General features: G+C 62.1%; 12 protein-coding genes and 1 pseudogene. 3 read left to right on the top strand and 10 right to left on the bottom strand.

The features are described 5' to 3' along the window. Positions 1-73: 73 nt before the first annotated feature. The 7 genes from QMK51_RS15590 to QMK51_RS15560 form a co-directional block, all read right to left on the bottom strand. Positions 74-1,723, bottom strand: a complete 1,650-nt coding sequence (locus QMK51_RS15590) for a BatD family protein (protein WP_320390802.1) — start codon at positions 1,721-1,723, stop codon at positions 74-76. Beyond that, entirely contained in the window at positions 1,720-3,453 is a 1,734-nt protein-coding gene (locus QMK51_RS15585; protein ID WP_320390801.1) for a vWA domain-containing protein, read from the bottom strand. The genes QMK51_RS15590 and QMK51_RS15585 overlap by 4 nt, the downstream gene beginning before the upstream one ends. Further along, entirely contained in the window at positions 3,450-4,544 is a 1,095-nt protein-coding gene (locus QMK51_RS15580) for a VWA domain-containing protein (RefSeq protein ID WP_320390800.1), read from the bottom strand. The genes QMK51_RS15585 and QMK51_RS15580 overlap by 4 nt, the downstream gene beginning before the upstream one ends. After that, positions 4,537-5,031, bottom strand: coding sequence for a DUF4381 domain-containing protein (locus tag QMK51_RS15575; RefSeq protein ID WP_320390799.1), 495 nt, complete (start codon positions 5,029-5,031; stop codon positions 4,537-4,539). The genes QMK51_RS15580 and QMK51_RS15575 overlap by 8 nt, the downstream gene beginning before the upstream one ends. Then, positions 5,028-5,972, bottom strand: a complete 945-nt coding sequence (locus tag QMK51_RS15570) for a DUF58 domain-containing protein (protein WP_320390798.1) — start codon at positions 5,970-5,972, stop codon at positions 5,028-5,030. Before QMK51_RS15570 ends, QMK51_RS15575 begins: the two co-directional genes overlap by 4 nt. Positions 5,973-5,977: 5 nt before the next feature. Next, positions 5,978-6,937 (bottom strand): AAA family ATPase, encoded by a 960-nt coding sequence (locus tag QMK51_RS15565; protein WP_258696040.1) that lies wholly within the window; start codon positions 6,935-6,937, stop codon positions 5,978-5,980. 294 nt (positions 6,938-7,231) lie between these two features. Next, positions 7,232-7,585 carry a hypothetical protein gene (locus QMK51_RS15560; protein WP_320390797.1) on the bottom strand — a complete coding sequence of 118 codons (354 nt, stop codon included), beginning with the start codon at positions 7,583-7,585 and terminating at the stop codon, positions 7,232-7,234. A gap of 526 nt (positions 7,586-8,111) precedes the next feature. Here QMK51_RS15560 and QMK51_RS15555 point away from each other — a divergent pair. Then, positions 8,112-13,031, top strand: coding sequence for an NAD-glutamate dehydrogenase (locus tag QMK51_RS15555; protein WP_320390796.1), 4,920 nt, complete (start codon positions 8,112-8,114; stop codon positions 13,029-13,031). A 67-nt stretch (positions 13,032-13,098) separates the two neighbouring features. Here QMK51_RS15555 and QMK51_RS15550 read toward each other — a convergent pair. From QMK51_RS15550 to QMK51_RS15540, 3 genes and pseudogenes are all read right to left on the bottom strand, one after another. Further along, a pseudogene (locus QMK51_RS15550) lies at positions 13,099-13,269 on the bottom strand (cupin domain-containing protein); the annotation flags it as partial. Positions 13,270-13,539: 270 nt separating this feature from the next. Beyond that, complete coding sequence (locus tag QMK51_RS15545; protein WP_258696037.1) at positions 13,540-13,833, bottom strand: antibiotic biosynthesis monooxygenase family protein; 294 nt, start codon at positions 13,831-13,833, stop codon at positions 13,540-13,542. Positions 13,834-13,956: 123 nt separating this feature from the next. After that, entirely contained in the window at positions 13,957-15,390 is a 1,434-nt protein-coding gene (locus tag QMK51_RS15540; RefSeq protein WP_320390795.1) for a PLP-dependent aminotransferase family protein, read from the bottom strand. A gap of 203 nt (positions 15,391-15,593) precedes the next feature. On the opposite strand from QMK51_RS15540, the gene QMK51_RS15535 reads away from it, so the two are divergent. Both QMK51_RS15535 and QMK51_RS15530 read left to right on the top strand, forming a co-directional pair. Further along, entirely contained in the window at positions 15,594-16,034 is a 441-nt protein-coding gene (locus tag QMK51_RS15535) for a carboxymuconolactone decarboxylase family protein (RefSeq protein ID WP_320390794.1), read from the top strand. Positions 16,035-16,247: 213 nt separating this feature from the next. Further along, positions 16,248-17,225 carry a LysR family transcriptional regulator gene (locus tag QMK51_RS15530; protein WP_320390793.1) on the top strand — a complete coding sequence of 326 codons (978 nt, stop codon included), beginning with the start codon at positions 16,248-16,250 and terminating at the stop codon, positions 17,223-17,225. Positions 17,226-17,309: the final 84 nt, after the last annotated feature.

The following is a 17,309-nucleotide window of genomic DNA, read 5'->3' as shown; positions in this document are numbered from 1 at the left end:
AAATGATGGCGGCTAAAGAGGGGAGAGTTTACTGGCAAAAGGTCGGGAATGTAGAAGGCTGCGATCTTTTGATTTATTTGGGATAGAGCGGTGGCAACCCAGTATCGCCAACCAGGTCTTGAACCCCTTCGGCCGTCGGAATTGCACGAATCGCGCGCCAGAGATCCTCGCCTTGCCAGTACTGGCCGGTTTCGCTGTAGAGCGCGCCATTCAGGCCATCGAGGGCATCGGACAGCGGCACGAAGCGCGCGGCCATGTCGGCCAGGGTTTCCGGCTGTTGCCGGGCCCAGGCGTCGAGGGCCTGCCGGGTGGCGTGGGGGTCGTTGGCCTGGCAGGCGCGTTTGAGGTCGTCGAGCAGGGTGCGTGGGCTCGGGCCGGTCTGCGCCGCCCGCAGGATCGCCGGTTGCGAGCGGGCGCGCCACCAGAGGCCGAAGCCCAGCAGGGTGGTGCAGGCCAGGATCACGGTGCTGAGCTTCCACCACAGGGCTTCGCTGGTGGCGCCGGGCATCACCTGCGGGCCTCCCGCCGGGGTATCGACGATCAGGCTCGGGTTGCTCGCCACTTGCAGCGTGCGGGCCGGCAGGCTGCTGTGCTCCAGGTGATCCTCGAAGGTGTTCCACCAGACCACTTCAACGCTCGGCAAATCAATGGCGCCGGTGCGGGTCGGCACCAGGGCTTCGCGGTCCTCGCGACTGCCGATCAAGCCGCGTTCGCCGCTCTGGTTGCTCAGCATGGGTTGATCCGGGTAGCGCCGCAGGCCGTTGATTTCGGTGGCGGGCAACGGTGGCAGTTGGGAACTGGCGAGGCCTTCGGCGTTCAAGGTCAGGCTGCGGGTCAGCGAATCGCCGACCTGCGCATGATCCGGTTCCGGGCTCCAGCTTTCGCCGAGGCTCAGGCTGCGGGCCGGCAGCCAGGGAACATCGGCTGGGTAAGTAGCGGGTTTGGCCTTGACCGTCAGCGGGATCTCGGCGGAGCTGACGCGCATCAGCTTGCCCGGTTTCGGCCCTTGGGGTGTTGCGTCCTGGGACGGCTGGGTATCGACCGGCGTGGCACTGAACATCTGCGCCGGAATGGTCAATACGCCGCTGTGCTGCGGGTAGATCGCGTAGCGCATTTCGATCACGCCATGGCGCAAACCGTTGATGGCTTTCTCGTAGGTGCGCGGCTCGCCCAGCTGTTCGATGCGCGCATCGGGAATCTGCAACGGGGTCAGGCTGCTGTCGTCATACAGGGCGACTGAATGGTAAATGCGCAAGGTCAGGATCGCCTGAGCCTGCACATAGACACTGCTCTGGTCGAGGCTGGCTTCGATGAACACCGATGCCAAGGTGTTGCGGATGTCTTGGGTTTCACTCTCGATCACCTGCACGGTAATCGGCTGGCTCTGGGCGTCGCCCAGTTGCAGCGACGGAATCACCACGCTGCCGTTCTGCCGGGGCAGCAGGGTGATGATCCAGCGAGTGGTCGCCTGAGTGTTGCCGTTGAGGGTATTCAGTTGGTTGACCTGGCGGGTGCCGCGTACTTCGAACAGCGGCTCCAGCGGCGCCAGGTCGGGTTTGCCGAACTGGGTCACGTCGTTGGATTCCAGGGTCAGTTCGACCGTCTCCCCGGAGTTCAGGCGACTGCGATCGACACTGGCGACCAGCCCCGCCGCCTGGGCCTGAACGGTGCAGAGCAACAGGGCGGGCAGCAGTGCGAGCAAGAAGGCGGTGAAGCGGGTCATCGAGTTTTTCCCTGATCCTGATGTTGTTGCTGTTCGTACCAGAATTTGCGTCTGAGCAGTTCTCCGGGGTCATCCGGGATCTTGCGCAGCCATTGCTCCAGCGCCTGGCGCTGTTCGCCTTCGAGCCTGTCGCTGGCCGGTCGCCGTGGTGGCCTGGTGCTTTGTTCATCCTCCAGCTCGCTGCCCGGGACTTCATTGGCGCCCGGTTGCGGCGGGGGCGTGGGTGGCTGCCCGGCGTCCGGCGTGGTCTGTTGGGCGTCAGCTTTCGGCTCACCCTTGTTCGACGGCTGAGTGGCGCTGTCCGGTGGCGGTTCTTGTGTGGTGGTTTCGTCAGCGGCGGTTTTATCCGGCTCAACGGGCGGCGCGGTGGTTTTCTGCTTGAGCAGGCTTTCCACCAGTGCCTTGTTGGTCAGGGCCGGGCGCAGATCCGGTTGAAGTTCCAGCGCTTGTTCGTAAGCATCCAGCGCTGCTTCCAGTTCACCACTTTTGGCCAGGGCATTGCCACGATTGTAGTGGGCATGCGCATCGTTGCCTTCGGCAAACCGCTGGGCGGCGCCACTGAAGTCGCCGGCCTCATAGAGCGCCACACCCTGCCATTGCGGATCTTCGAAATGCAGTGCGGCCTCGGCCGGGCGTTTTTGTTTGAGCAAATGCAGGCCCTGCTGATCGGGTCGCAACCACAAGTCTTCGAAATCGAAGGCGTAACTGGGTTGTGGCAGCAGGAACAACAGCGGCAGGCAGAACAGCCAACCGCGGCGTCCGGCGCAGGCGGTCAGCAATAACAGCGGCAACAGCAGCCAGTACCCCTGATCGGCCCAGGTGTCGAGACGCAACGTCTGGCCGTCGTTACGCAGATCCCGAGGGCCGTCGAGCAGACCGAGGCCGCGCAGGTCGGCATCGTCCAGGCGTGCCTGGCGATAACGTCCGCCCACGCCATTGGCAAAGGCTTTCAGGCTGGGGCCATCCAGGTGCGGCACCAGAATCGCGCCCACGTCGTCCTTGAGGAAACTGCCGTCGTCCTGCGCGACCGGCGCACCTTCGGCGGTGCCGATACCGAGCATCAGAAATTGCGTGGACTTGTCGTCCAGTGCCTGACGAATCCCTTGGCGTTCCTGTTCCGTCAGCGACGAACCGATCAGCAGGACCCGGCCCTGGCCGAGGGCGCCCTGATCCAGCAGCGCCAGGGCCTTGGCCACCGCCAGATCGGCACGATGACCGGCCTGAGGCATCAGCGACGGCTTGAGCGCATCCAGCAGATTGCGGCTGGTCGACAGGTCATCCGACAGCGGCACCAAGGTGTGAGCGCTGCCGGCGTAGACGACGATGGCGGTCTGCGCATCGCTGCGGTTTTGCAGCAGGTCGAACAGTTTGCGCCGGGCCTGTTCCAGCCGGTTCGGCGCAACGTCGGTGGCGAGCATTTCCGGGGTCAGCTCGAGCAATACCACCAGCGGGTCGGCGGGTTTCTGGCTGGTTTGTTCCACTCGCTGCCAACCTGGCCCGAGCAGAGCCAGCACGGTCAGCACCCAGGCCAGGCCCAGGGCAACCCACGGCAGTTTGCTTTCGCGACCGCTGCCACCACTGAGCAACGCGGCATGGAAGGCCGGTGGCAGAATCATTTGCCAGCGGCCGGCGCGTTTCTGCCGGTGCCAGAGTTGCCAGAGCAACCAGCCCAGCAACGGCAACAACAGCAGCCACCAGGGGCGGAACCAGTGCGGCCAGAGGGCAATCATCGACGCCTCCGCAGACGCAGGCGTTTGAGCCGCTGACGCCAGTCGGGCAGTTGCTTTTGCAGAAACCGCTCTTTGGTAAACAGCTCCTTGGTAAACAGCCGTTGCAACGGGTTATCCGGCCAGCGCTCGCGGATCACCAGCAGCATGCTCAACAGCAGCGCCATCGCCAACGGCCAGTGATACAACGCCTGGGCCGGGCGGGCCTGAGTGGGTTGCTGGGTCACCGGTTCCAGTTTGTCGAGGGTGCGCTTGATCGCCTGCAATTCCTGGCCGTCGTGGGCGCGGAAATACTGGCCACCGGTGGCTTCGGCGATGGCTTTCAAGGCGGGTTCGTCGAGGTCCAGGCTCGGGTTGGTGCCCAGGAAGCCCAGGGTGCCGCTTTGTTCCGGATCGGCACCGATACCGATCGGGTAGATTCTCACGCCTTCATTAGCCGCCAGGCGTGCGGCGGTCAGCGGATCGATTTCGCCGCCGTTGTTGGCGCCGTCGGTGACCAGAATCAGCACGCGGCTTTGTGCCGGGCGCTGGCGCAGGCGTTTGAGGGCCAGGCCGATGGCGTCGCCGATGGCGGTGTTCTTGCCGGCGATGCCGATCCGCGCTTCGTCGAGCCACACCCGCACGGTGTGTCGGTCGAAGGTCAGCGGCGCTTGCAGATAGGCCTGACTGCCGAACAGGATCAACCCGACGCGATCGCCGTCGCGACTTTCGAGAAAATCACCGAGCAAATGCTGCACCAATGACAGTCGGCTGACGTCTTCGTCCTGCCACTGCATGTCGGGAAAATCCATCGAGCCGGACACGTCCACCGCCACCAGCAGGTCGCGGCCACTGGCGGCAATCGGTAGAGGGTCGCCGAGCCATTGCGGGCGCGCCGCGGCGATCAGCAGCAACAGCCACAGCAAAATGAACGGGGCTTGCTGGCGCCAGGCCGGCAGGTTGGCCCGGGCGCGGCGGCGAGCGAGGCCTTCGAGGTCGCTGAGGAAGCTGACCTTGAGCGCCGGCTCGCCACTGTCGGCCACCGGCAGCAGCACCCGCATCAGCCAGGGCAGCGGCAGCAGGGCAAAGATCCACGGCCAGGCGAACTCAAACATGTTTGCGAATCCAGGTGTCGACGGCTTGAGTCAAGCCGGCGATGGCTTTGTCGTCGAGTTTGCATTCGGGTTTGTAGGCGCCTTCCACCAGCACCATCCAGCGCGTGAGGCCGGCGGCCGGGCAGCGGTTGTCGAGGAACGCCAGCCATTTGCGCCCGTTAAGAGTATGGCTCTGGCTGTAGGGGTAATGGTTGCGGCACAAGCGTTTGAGCAAGCCGTTGAGTTGCTGCAGCCAGGCACCGGCCGGGGCGCCGTCGTAGGGCTTGGGCATCCGGGCGAGCTCGGCCAAGGCAGCGAGACGCACCGGGTCCAGCGGTTGTTCGGCGCGGACGACAGGGCGCTTGTTCGGGATGAAACGGCGCAACTGCCATACGCCGAAACCGATCAGCGGCAGCAACAACAGCAGCAGCCACCAGCCCGGCGCCGGTGGCCAGAAGCCGATCGGTGGCGGGGAAATCAACGGTTGCAGTTGATCGAGGCTGCTCATCGACCTTTCCCCGGACGCTGTGGGTTCAGGTATTCGCGCAGTTGCTCGACCATTTCGCTTTGGGTGCTCAACGGCATCAGCAACACCCGCAGCTTTTGCGCCAGCAGCTCCCAGCGGTCGATGCGGGCTTCCGCTTGTGCGCGATAGGCCTGGCGCAAGTCGAAATTCAGCGTGTCGAGTTCCAGCTGCGCACCCCGTTCCGCGAAGCGTAAAAGCCCGGCAGCGGGCAGGGCGTGATCCAGCGGATCGGACACGGGCAGCAGCAGCAGGTCGCAATGGCGTGACAACAGGCTCAGCTGTTGCTCGGCACCGTCCGACAACGCGCGTTCGTCGCAGATCACGATCACCAGGCTGCCGGGGCGCAATACTTCCCGGGCGCGGCGCAGGGCAATGCCGAAGGCGTCGCGGTCCGGCTCGCGTTCGGTGTGCAGCGACTGATTGACCCGCACCAGCCGGTTGAGCAATTGCAGCAGGCTCTGTTTGCTGCGTCGCGGTTTGATCTCGTAGTGCTCGTCGTCGCCGAACACCAGCCCACCGACCCGGTCGTTATGGCCCAATGCGGCCCAGCCAATCAGGCTCGCCGCCTGGGCGGCGAGCACCGACTTGAACATCAGCCCGGAGCCAAAAAACAGCCGGCAGCTCTGTTCGACCATGATGAAGATCGGTCGCTCGCGTTCTTCATGGAACAGCTTGGTGTGCGGTTCCTGGGTCCGGGCGGTGACACGCCAGTCAATGCTGCGCACGTCATCGCCGGCCTGATAGACCCGCACCTGATCGAAGTCCACCCCGCGCCCGCGCAGTTTTGAGTGGTGCAGGCCGATCAGCGGGCTGCGCTGGCTCGGCGTGGAAAACAGCTGGACTTCGCGCACGCGATGGCGCATCTCGATCAGCTCGGCGAGGCTGACACGGATGCCCGGCTCGGGCGGGAGGAGGGCGTTCATGGGGGTCAAGCGACGGCTACGACGTCGAGAATCCGCTGGACCACCCGGTCCTGGTCGATGCCAGCGGCTTCGGCTTCAAAGGAAAGAATGATGCGGTGGCGCAACACATCGAACAGCACCGCCTGAATGTCTTCCGGGCTGACGAAGTCGCGACCGGCGAGCCAGGCGTGGGCACGGGCGCAACGGTCCAGGGCGATGGAGCCGCGGGGGCTGGCGCCGTAGGCGATCCATTCGGCCATTTCCGGGTCGAACTTGGCCGGGATGCGTGTGGCCATGACCAGTTGCACCAGGTATTCCTCCACGGCGTCGGCCATGTACAACCCGAGGATTTCCTTGCGCGCGGCGAAAATCGCCTGCTGACTGACGCGGCGTTCGGGTTTGGTTTCGCCGTGCAGCGCTTCGCCGCGGGCCTGTTGCAGAATCCGGCGTTCGACGGCGGCGTCGGGGAAGCCGATTTTCACGTGCATCAGGAAGCGGTCGAGCTGGGCTTCGGGCAACGGGTAGGTGCCTTCCTGTTCGATGGGGTTTTGCGTGGCCATGACCAGAAACAGCGGCGACAGCTCGTAGGTGCTGCGCCCGACACTGACCTGGCGTTCGCCCATGGCTTCGAGCAGGGCCGACTGGACCTTGGCCGGGGCACGGTTGATTTCGTCCGCCAGCACCAGGTTGTGGAAGATCGGGCCTTGCTGGAACACGAAGCTACCGGTTTCCGGGCGATAGATTTCCGTACCGGTGATGTCGGCCGGCAGCAGGTCGGGGGTGAACTGGATGCGATGGAACTGTGCTTCGATGCCTTCGGCGAGCTCTTTGATGGCCTTGGTCTTGGCCAGTCCCGGAGCGCCCTCGACCAGCATGTGGCCGTCGGCGAGCAAGGCGATGAGCAAACGCTCGATGAGTTTTTCCTGGCCGAGAATCTGCGTTGAAAGAAAGGTTCGCAGCGCGAGCAGCGCTTCACGATGTTCCATCGATGACTGTTCCTGGAAAGGGTGACCGAAGACGTTCGAATAACGCCAGGGCTGGGGGCGTTACTTTAATCCATCGCGGGGGGCGCCGACTAACGGCATTTTGTGCAAAGTGCGGGAATTGTTGGGTAAATCTGTTGGAAATTTGTAGGCGAGGGACAGGGTGGTGATCTGGCTGGCCTCATCGCGAGCAGGCTCGCTCTCACAGGTGACCGGGTTCTCATATGAAAATGCGATCAAATGTGGGAGCGAGCCTGCTCGCGATGAGGCAGGTTCAGGCACCCGAGACTCCAAGGCTTAGAGCTGGCTGATGTAAGTGCCGGTGCCTTTAAGGATGTTCTGCAAGGTCTCTTCCACTTCAGCCAGATCCTGCGCATCGGTGCTGTGCAGGATTTCCAGCGAATCTTCGCCATCGAGCACATCGACGTCCGCAGCGGCGATTTCGATCAGCAGGCGATCAGGGCTGAGGGTGACTTTCACACCGTTGAGGGCCGAAGGCTTGTCGTGGAAGATGATCTCCAGCTCGTCCTCATCGGGAAAGCGGCTCATCAGGAACAGTTCGCCCTCGGCACTGGTGCAGCAGAGCATGGCCAGATTGTCTTCTTCGTCATCGCACGGGTTGACGATCAAGAGGTCGGTTGTCATTTGCATGGGAAAATCCTGGCTCGGCGAGCGTGGTAAACGCAACAAAATACAATTCTGCCAGCCCTCGGAAATTTCTGCTCGACTGAGTGTCAGAGGATGTGTTGTGAATATCCGATGCGTTCCAGTCATTCCTGGTACGCAAGTGCCGTAAAACCGGGCATAAAGCCCCCATTTTCCTGCACGACTGCTAGTGTTGTTCGAGGCACATGCCGCGAGTTACGTACCGATGACCGAATATGTCGCAGCGCTGCAAGCACGGCCCTTGCCGCACTCGTTAAGCTGCGCAACGGATGAGCACCCGTAAGGGCATTGTCGATGGCTGCGATGGTAGCTTCGAGAGGGTAGCCCGGCAGTTGTTTTTGCAGATGCCCATTCAATGGAAGGTGAATGTGACCTGAGTGTCTCGTCCAGCTTCACCCACCTGTCATTCTGTTTCCTCTGCCCGAGATTCAGGAACAGGGTGACGGATTGCCCCGAAAGGGGTTTGCACGCGACGCTTCCATCAATAACAAGCCCAAGCGGAGTACCACAGATGGCGTTCTTCACCGCAGCCAGCAAGGCCGACTTCCAGCACCAACTGCAAGCGGCACTGGCGCAGCACATCAGTGAACAGGCACTGCCACAAGTGGCGCTGTTCGCCGAACAATTCTTCGGCATCATTTCCCTCGACGAGCTGACCCAGCGTCGGTTGTCCGACCTCGCCGGCTGCACCCTTTCTGCGTGGCGCCTGCTTGAGCGCTTCGATCACGCGCATCCGCAAGTGCGCGTCTACAACCCTGATTACGAACGCCACGGCTGGCAGTCGACCCACACCGCGGTTGAAGTGCTGCATCACGATCTGCCGTTCCTGGTGGACTCGGTGCGTACCGAACTGAACCGTCGCGGCTACAGCATTCATACCCTGCAAACCACTGTGTTGAGCGTGCGTCGCGGCAGCAAGGGCGAGCTGCTGGAAATCCTGCCCAAGGGCACCCAGGGCGAAGGCATTCTGCAAGAATCGCTGATGTACCTGGAAATCGACCGTTGCGCCAACACGGCCGAACTCAATGTCCTGACCAAAGAGCTAGAGCAGGTTCTCGGTGAAGTCCGCGTCGCGGTCGCCGATTTCGAACCGATGAAAGCCAAGGTCCAGGAGATGATCGAAGGCATCGACAACAGCCAGTTCATCGTCGACGCCGACGAGAAATTCGAAATCAAGAGCTTCCTGGAATGGCTGGTGGGCAACCACTTCACCTTCCTGGGCTACGAAGAGTTCGTGGTGGGCGAGGACCAGAGCGGCGGTCACATCGAATATGACCAGAACTCGTTCCTCGGCCTGACCAAGCTGCTGCGTGCCGGCCTGACCGTCGATGACCTGCGCATCGAAGACTACGCCGTCAACTACCTGCGCGAACCGACGCCGCTGTCGTTCGCCAAGGCTGCACACCCAAGCCGTGTACACCGTCCGGCGTACCCGGATTACGTGTCGATCCGCCAGATCGATGCCAATGGCAAGGTCATCAAGGAATGCCGTTTCATGGGCCTGTACACCTCGTCGGTGTATGGCGAAAGCGTGCGGGTCATTCCTTACATCCGTCGCAAGGTCGAGATCATCGAACAGCGTTCGGGCTTCCAGGCCAAGGCTCACTTGGGCAAGGAATTGGCCCAGGTGCTTGAAGTGTTGCCGCGCGACGACTTGTTCCAGACCCCGGTGGACGAGCTGTTCACCACCGTGATGTCGATCGTGCAGATCCAGGAACGCAACAAGATCCGCGTGTTCCTGCGCAAAGACCCGTACGGCCGTTTCTGCTACTGCCTGGCCTACGTGCCGCGAGACATCTACTCCACCGAAGTGCGCCAGAAGATCCAGCAAGTGCTGATGGATCGCCTGAAAGCCTCGGACTGCGAATTCTGGACCTTCTTCTCCGAGTCCGTGCTGGCCCGTGTGCAATTGATTCTGCGGGTCGACCCGAAGAACCGTCTGGACATCGACCCGGTTCTGCTGGAAAAAGAAGTGGTGCAGGCCTGCCGCAGCTGGCAGGACGACTACGCGAGCCTGGTGGTCGAGAGCTTCGGCGAAGCCCAGGGCACCAACGTGCTGGCCGACTTCCCGAAAGGCTTCCCGGCCGGTTACCGCGAGCGTTTCGCCGCCCACTCGGCGGTGGTCGACATGCAGCACCTGCTGAGCCTGAAAGAATCCAATCCGCTGGTGATGAGCTTCTATCAGCCACTGGGTCAGGTCTCCGGTCAGCGCGAGCTGCACTGCAAGCTTTATCACGCCGATACCCCGCTGGCGTTGTCCGACGTGTTGCCGATCCTGGAAAACCTTGGTCTGCGCGTGCTGGGTGAGTTCCCGTATCGCCTGCGCCACAACAGCGGCCGTGAGTTCTGGATTCACGACTTCGCGTTCACCGCCGCCGAAGGCCTGGAACTCGACATCCAGCAACTCAACGACACCTTGCAGGACGCCTTCGTCCACATCGTGCGTGGCGATGCCGAGAACGATGCCTTCAACCGTCTGGTACTGACCGCCGGCCTGCCATGGCGCGATGTGGCGCTGCTGCGTGCTTACGCCCGTTACATGAAGCAGATCCGTCTGGGCTTCGACCTGGGCTATATCGCCAGCACCCTGAACAACCACACTGACATCGCTCGCGAGTTGACCCGGTTGTTCAAGACCCGCTTCTACCTGGCGCGCAAGCTGGCCAGTGACGATCTGGAAGACAAGCAGCAACGTCTGGAACACGCGATTCTGGCGGCACTGGACGATGTCCAGGTGCTGAACGAAGACCGCATCCTGCGTCGTTACCTGGACCTGATCAAAGCGACCCTGCGGACCAACTTCTACCAGACCGACGCCAACGGTCAGAACAAGTCCTACTTCAGCTTCAAGTTCAACCCGCACCAGATTCCAGAGCTGCCGAAGCCGGTTCCGAAGTTCGAAATCTTCGTTTATTCGCCTCGCGTCGAAGGCGTGCATCTGCGTTTCGGCAACGTGGCTCGCGGCGGTCTGCGCTGGTCCGACCGTGAAGAAGACTTCCGCACCGAAGTCCTGGGCCTGGTAAAAGCCCAGCAAGTGAAGAACTCGGTCATCGTGCCAGTGGGTGCGAAGGGTGGCTTCCTGCCGCGTCGCCTGCCACTGGGCGGCAGCCGTGACGAGATCGCGGCCGAGGGCATCGCCTGCTACCGCATCTTCATCTCGGGCCTGCTGGACATCACCGACAACCTGAAAGACGGCGCGCTGGTACCGCCGGCCAACGTCGTGCGTCATGACGACGATGACCCGTACCTGGTGGTGGCGGCGGACAAGGGCACTGCGACCTTCTCCGACATCGCCAACGGCATCGCCATCGACTACGGCTTCTGGCTCGGCGACGCCTTTGCGTCCGGCGGCTCGGCCGGTTACGACCACAAGAAGATGGGTATCACCGCCAAGGGCGCGTGGGTCGGCGTACAACGCCACTTCCGCGAGCGCGGCATCAATGTTCAGAAAGACAGCATCACTGTAGTCGGCGTCGGCGACATGGCCGGTGACGTATTCGGTAACGGCCTGTTGATGTCCGAGACGTTGCAACTGGTGGCCGCGTTCAACCACCTGCACATCTTCATCGACCCGAATCCGGAGCCTGCCAACAGCTTCGCCGAGCGTCAGCGCCTGTTCGACCTGCCGCGTTCGGCCTGGTCGGACTATGACACCAGCATCATGTCCGAAGGCGGCGGGATCTTCTCGCGCAGCGCAAAAAGCATCGCGATTTCCCCGCAGATGAAAGAGCGCTTCGACATTCAGGCTGACAAGCTGACCCCGACCGAACTGCTGAACGCCTTGCTCAAGGCGCCGGTAGACCTGTTGTGGAACGGCGGTATCGGTACTTACGTCAAAGCCAGCAGCGAAAGCCACGCCGATGTCGGTGACAAGGCCAACGATGCACTGCGCGTGAACGGCAACGAACTGCGCTGCAAAGTCGTGGGCGAGGGCGGTAACCTCGGTATGACCCAATTGGGTCGTGTCGAATTCGGCCTCAATGGTGGCGGTTCCAACACCGACTTCATCGACAACGCCGGTGGCGTGGACTGCTCCGACCACGAAGTGAACATCAAGATCCTGCTGAACGAAGTGGTTCAGGCCGGCGACATGACCGACAAGCAACGTAACCAGTTGCTGGCGAGCATGACCGACGAAGTCGGTGGTCTGGTTTTGGGCAACAACTACAAGCAGACTCAGGCATTGTCCCTGGCAGCCCGTCGCGCCTTGCCGCGAATTGCCGAATACAAGCGTCTGATGAACGATCTGGAAGGTCGCGGCAAGCTGGATCGCGCCATCGAGTTCCTGCCGGCCGAAGATCAACTGGCTGAACGCGTCGCGGCGGGCCATGGCCTGACCCGTGCCGAGCTGTCGGTGCTGATCTCCTACAGCAAGATCGACCTCAAGGAAGCGCTGCTCAACTCCCTGGTGCCGGACGACGACTACCTGACCCGCGACATGGAAACCGCTTTCCCGCCGACCCTGGTGAGCAAGTTCTCCGACGCCATGCGCCGTCACCGTCTGAAGCGTGAAATCGTCAGCACTCAGATCGCCAACGATCTGGTCAACCACATGGGCATCACCTTCGTTCAACGACTCAAAGAGTCGACCGGCATGAGCCCGGCGAACGTGGCAGGTGCTTATGTGATCGTGCGTGACATTTTCCATCTCCCACACTGGTTCCGTCAGATCGAGGCCCTGGACTACCAGGTCTCCGCTGACGTGCAACTGGAGCTGATGGACGAGCTGATGCGTCTGGGCCGCCGTGCTACACGCTGGTTCCTGCGCAGCCGTCGCAATGAGCAGAACGCTGCCCGTGACGTCGCACACTTCGGTCCGCACCTGGCGGCGTTGGGCCTCAAGCTCGACGAACTGCTGGAAGGCCCTACCCGCGAAGGCTGGCAGACCCGTTATCAGGCTTACGTCGCGGCTGGCGTACCTGAGTTGCTGGCGCGCATGGTTGCAGGCACCACTCACCTGTACACGTTGCTGCCGATCATCGAAGCTTCGGATGTGACCGGCCAGAACGCAGCGGACGTGGCCAAGGCCTACTTCGCCGTGGGCAGCGCGCTGGACATCACCTGGTACCTGCAACAGATCAGCGCCCTACCGGTTGAAAACAACTGGCAGGCCCTGGCCCGTGAAGCGTTCCGCGATGACGTCGACTGGCAACAACGTGCGATCACCATCTCTGTCCTGCAACAGGGCGACGGCACCCAGGACGTGGAAACACGCCTGGCGCTGTGGATGGAAGAGCACGAAGGCATGATCGAACGCTGGCGCGCCATGCTGGTGGAAATCCGTGCCGCCAGCGGCACTGACTACGCCATGTATGCGGTGGCCAACCGTGAGTTGCTGGACCTGGCGTTGAGCGGTCAGGCGGTGGTGCCTGCCATTGCCAATGCCAATGCCAACGCGACTGCCAGCGCCGAGCTGGAGCCGGTTGCCTGATCAGGCGTTGAATGAAAAAGCCCCGTCTCGAAAGAGATGGGGCTTTTTTTTGTCTGAAGGCTTTGTGGTAATCGACTTCGATCATCACGGTTTTTTTGCCGGGGGCGTTTTTCAGCATCTGGTCCTGCAGGATGGTGACTTTTTCTGACGGGGCTGCGGTTTCGTGGGCGAAAGCCGAGGCTGAAACGCACAGCGTCAGGGCGGCGAGAGGGGCAGCAAAAAAACGAAGCGCATTCATGGTTGATTACCTGAGGTGGTGAGTCGTCAGGGACCACAGTAGGGCGCGCTATCGGGCAATCAAACAGACAGTTTTCGGGAAGGTGAGGGGCCAATCACAGAGCGCCGCAGGGCTAAAGGGCGATGAACTGTGGCGAGGGAGCTTGCTCCCGCTGGGTTGCGCAGCGGCCCCCAAAACCGCTGGACGCGCAGGACCAGGCAGACTGCGTTCGCCGGATTTACGTCTGCTGCGCAGACGAGCGGGAGCAAGCTCCCTCGCCACAGGTGTTTGTCAGACGATTGGAAAACTGTCGAAGTCGACGGCGTTGGCCAGTCGGTTGTCGATCAGGCCGATAAAGCCTTGCGCTTCAGGGCAGTTGAAATGCGCCTGCATGGCCGCTTCCGATTGCCAGCGAGCGCTGACCGTCCAGCAGGTGTCGTCCTCGGGGCAGCGGTCGACCATGTAGGAGTCACAGCCCGGAAGTTCGCGCAGGGTATCGACAATCTTTTGCAGTTGCTGACCCAGTTCGTCCGAGCGGCCGGCGGCAGCCTGCACCTTTACGGTGTTGATCACTTCGTTGGGCATTGTTCACACTCCTGAATCAGGCCGGACGAATCCTGCTCATTGAGGGATAACGCCCATCAAGGATAGGCCTGCACCCCCAGGCCGCCAATAGCCAATCGCCGGCTAAAGCCGCAGACCAATCTGTCAGCCGACCTGCTGCAGAATGTCCCGCAAACGGTCCAGGGCGATGTCGATGTCCAGGGTTTCGATCGCCCCGAACCCCAGGAAAAGCCCGGCCCGTGGCGCTTGTTGGTAATAGAAGCCGTCCAGGGCATAGAGCCCCAGTTCGACTTTTTTTGCCAATTCGATCACCAATGGAATATCCACCGGCACTTTGCACAGCACCGCCATGTGGAACCCGGCCGTGGTCGGCACCACCTCGAACCACGGCGAAAGGTCGCCCGCCATGCGCGCCAGAATCCGCTCCCGGCGCCCGGCGTAGATCGTATGGCAGCGCCGGATGTGCTTGAGCAGGCAGCCCTCGGCGATGAACTTGGCCAGCGCCCATTGGGGCAGGGTGGAGGTGTGCATATCGGTGAGCTGTTTGGCGCGGATCACCGCTTCGAGAATCGCCGGCGGCAAAATCGCATACCCGAGCCGCAACTCTGGCAACAGGGTTTTCGAGAAGGTGCCGACGTAGGCAACGATGCCGCGCTGATCCAGGCTTTGCAGCGAGTTGGTGGGCCGGCCTTCGTAGCGGAATTCGCTGTCATAGTCGTCCTCGATGAGGATCGCCCCCAGTTCGTGGGCGCGCGCGAGCAGGGCTTCGCGCCGGGCCTGGCTCATGGGCATGCCCAAGGGGAACTGGTGGGACGGGGTGACGTAAATCAGCCGGGTGCCATCGGGAATGTGCTCGACCTGAATGCCTTGCGCATCCACCGGTACGCCGACCACCGTCGCGCCATGGGTTGCGAATAACAGACGAGCGGGCGGGTAACCGGGGTCTTCCATGGCCACGAGGCTGCCCGGTTGGGTCAACACCCGGGAAATCAGGTCCAGCGCCTGCTGCGCGCCGTTGCACACCACCACGTCCTCGTCCTGACAATTGACCCCACGGGAAAACGCGATGTGCCGCGCGATCGCATTGCGAAGCGCCGGCAAGCCTTCGGGCAGGCTGTAGAAGCCCTTGGAACCGGCAATCTGGCGCAAGGCATGGGAAGTGCAGCGGCGCCAATCGTCCTGCGGAAACTGGCCTTTCCCGGTGGCGCCACCGATGAAATCGTAACGCAGCGAGCCTTCCAGCGTCGGGTGGCGCAAGAATGTTGGCAGGTTGCGCCAGCTTTCAATGACCTCAAAGCTGGCCAGCTCCGAATGACTCTGCTTGCGGACGATTTTCGCCGCCCGGGCATTGACGTAAGTGCCTTTGCCGATCACCCCGGTGAGGAAGTTTTCGTAGGTCAGTTGTGCATACGTGTCGGAAATGGTCTTGCGCGAAATCCCCAGTTGTTCAGCCAGCAAACGGCTGGGCGGCAGTTGCGTCCCGGCTGCCAGACGGCCGGACTCGATGGCGCTGCGCAGTTGCCGGTACAACTGGCCTGCCAGGTCCTTGCGGCCGTTGATGACAACATGAAGTTCCATACCGGCGGGGCTCCTGGGCGTTCAGGCGACTGTGCGTCGCGCCAGATTACCCGCATGCACGGCCGTGCAGAAGTTGCGTGGGCGAAAAACCTCCGATTGGCCTTTTACCGGGCGGTCCACGGCTTTTTCGTCGAATTGGACCTGTGACGATCGTGGGGCAGCCTCTACCTTGGAGTCACCTATCCTATCCGCGAGGTCGCCCCATGAACTCCCGCCTGGACTACTACAACGCATCGCCCAAAGCGATGAAAGCCATGATCGCCATGGAGGCCTTGACCCGCGACCTGAGCATCGAGCCGGCCTTGTTGAACCTGATCAAAATCCGTGCCTCGCAGCTTAATGGCTGCGCCTTCTGCACCGACATGCACTCGGTGGACGCGCGCCGTTTCGGCGAAACCGATCGCCGGCTGTATGCGGTCGTGGTCTGGCGCGACAGCGGCTTCTTCAGCCCTCGGGAGCGGGCGGCCCTGGCCTGGACCGAAGCGGTGACCCTGCTTGCGGAAAGCCATGTGCCCGATGACGTTTACGCACTGGCCCGGGCGCAGTTCAGCGAAGGCGAACTGGTTGACCTGACCATGGTCGTCAGCACCATCAACAGCTGGAATCGTCTGGCAGTGAGTTTTCGACAAGCGCCCGGCGGTTGATTCAAGCGCGGACCCTGTGGGAGCGGCTTGCTCGCGAATGCGGTGTGTCAGTCACCGGTGATGTTGCATGTGACGCCCTCTTCGCGAGCAAGCCCGCTCCCACAGGTTCCGCGCCTTGGACGGCTGATCCGTTTTTTCCGGCTGTCACATCAGGTTCATGAACGGTCAGCAGGATGAACGCTCAAGGACAGATCGACAGACAGGGAGTCATCAATGTCATTCATGGAATCCACCGGGCGTCAGGGCGTGGCCGAGTACCGTTGGCCCGTAGAACAGAACCCATCCTTGCACTCACGGATAGCCGGAATCGATCCGCTGCTGGTGCAGTCTTTCAGGGTCAGCGCCCGTTGCGGCTGTTTCATGCAAGCGGCCCGCAGCCTCAACATCAAGTCGACCCAGTTGCGTAAACATTTGGCGCAACTGGAAGCACAACTGCAGTGTTCGCTGTTCAGCCATTCGGGCAATGGCTTTGCCCTCAGCCGCGACGGTTTGCAGCTTCAGGCGCAGTTGATTGCCCTGGCCCATGAACGCGATTTGCCGGTGATCGAACAGCCATTGATTCGCTTGGCCATCGCCGAGTCAATCTTGCATGACATCCTCGGGCGCGACCTGGTCTCGCTGCTGCGGCGTAATGCCAGCGTGCGCCTGGACATCATCTCCCTGGACAGCGAACTGTCCCTGCAAGCCATCAGCGCCGATGTGGTGGTGTGGCTGGCGGGCACCGATTCGCCGTTGCCAGGCCCCAGTTTCGCCGTCAGCGAGCCCCGGCGACTCGCGCGGCTGGACTATCTGCCGCACATCGCCAAGCGTTATTCGCGGGTCGCGGCCCGGCCGGACAGCCTGGGTGACTTGGCCGATTTCATGTTGGTGCAATGGCAGCAGCACCGCCAGGTCGCCGCCTTCGGGCCGTGGAACAGTCTGCTGGAGCAGCGCCTGGCGGGGGTGGTGCAGTTGCATTCCTATGAGCTGATGCTGGAGATGATCCGTTGCAGCGCCTGCATCGGTTTGCTACCGCACTACATGAGCCAGTTCGACCGGGGGTTGTTGGCGTTGCCCGGGCTCTTCCACCAACCGATGCAGCGCCAGGTGTGGATGGCGGTCAATGCCGACTCCCGGAATGAGGCCGAAGTGCAGGGGATCGTCGAGCTGATCCACAACACCTTCAGTGAGCGGCGGGAGTGGTTTGAGTAGCCTGCCATCAAGATCAAAAGATCGCAGCACTGCGGATCCAGAATTGACACAGATCCATGTGGGAGCGGGCTTGCTCGCGAAAGC

Source organism: Pseudomonas sp. P9_31 (assembly GCF_034008235.1).
GTDB lineage: Bacteria > Pseudomonadota > Gammaproteobacteria > Pseudomonadales > Pseudomonadaceae > Aquipseudomonas.
Note: the sequence above shows the minus strand (reverse complement) of the source record. Positions and strands in the feature narration are given on the sequence as shown.

Bases quoted from the DNA above. Each gene is read 5' to 3' on its own strand.
- QMK51_RS15590 (WP_320390802.1), bottom strand. From the start codon at position 1,723: ATGACCCGCTTCACCGCCTTCTTGCTCGCACTGCTGCCCGCCCTGTTG.
- QMK51_RS15585 (WP_320390801.1), bottom strand. From the start codon at position 3,453: ATGATTGCCCTCTGGCCGCACTGGTTCCGCCCCTGGTGGCTGCTGTTG.
- QMK51_RS15580 (WP_320390800.1), bottom strand. From the start codon at position 4,544: ATGTTTGAGTTCGCCTGGCCGTGGATCTTTGCCCTGCTGCCGCTGCCC.
- QMK51_RS15575 (WP_320390799.1), bottom strand. From the start codon at position 5,031: ATGAGCAGCCTCGATCAACTGCAACCGTTGATTTCCCCGCCACCGATC.
- QMK51_RS15570 (WP_320390798.1), bottom strand. From the start codon at position 5,972: ATGAACGCCCTCCTCCCGCCCGAGCCGGGCATCCGTGTCAGCCTCGCC.
- QMK51_RS15565 (WP_258696040.1), bottom strand. From the start codon at position 6,937: ATGGAACATCGTGAAGCGCTGCTCGCGCTGCGAACCTTTCTTTCAACG.
- QMK51_RS15560 (WP_320390797.1), bottom strand. From the start codon at position 7,585: ATGCAAATGACAACCGACCTCTTGATCGTCAACCCGTGCGATGACGAA.
- QMK51_RS15555 (WP_320390796.1), top strand. From the start codon at position 8,112: ATGGCGTTCTTCACCGCAGCCAGCAAGGCCGACTTCCAGCACCAACTG.
- QMK51_RS15545 (WP_258696037.1), bottom strand. From the start codon at position 13,833: ATGCCCAACGAAGTGATCAACACCGTAAAGGTGCAGGCTGCCGCCGGC.
- QMK51_RS15540 (WP_320390795.1), bottom strand. From the start codon at position 15,390: ATGGAACTTCATGTTGTCATCAACGGCCGCAAGGACCTGGCAGGCCAG.
- QMK51_RS15535 (WP_320390794.1), top strand. From the start codon at position 15,594: ATGAACTCCCGCCTGGACTACTACAACGCATCGCCCAAAGCGATGAAA.
- QMK51_RS15530 (WP_320390793.1), top strand. From the start codon at position 16,248: ATGTCATTCATGGAATCCACCGGGCGTCAGGGCGTGGCCGAGTACCGT.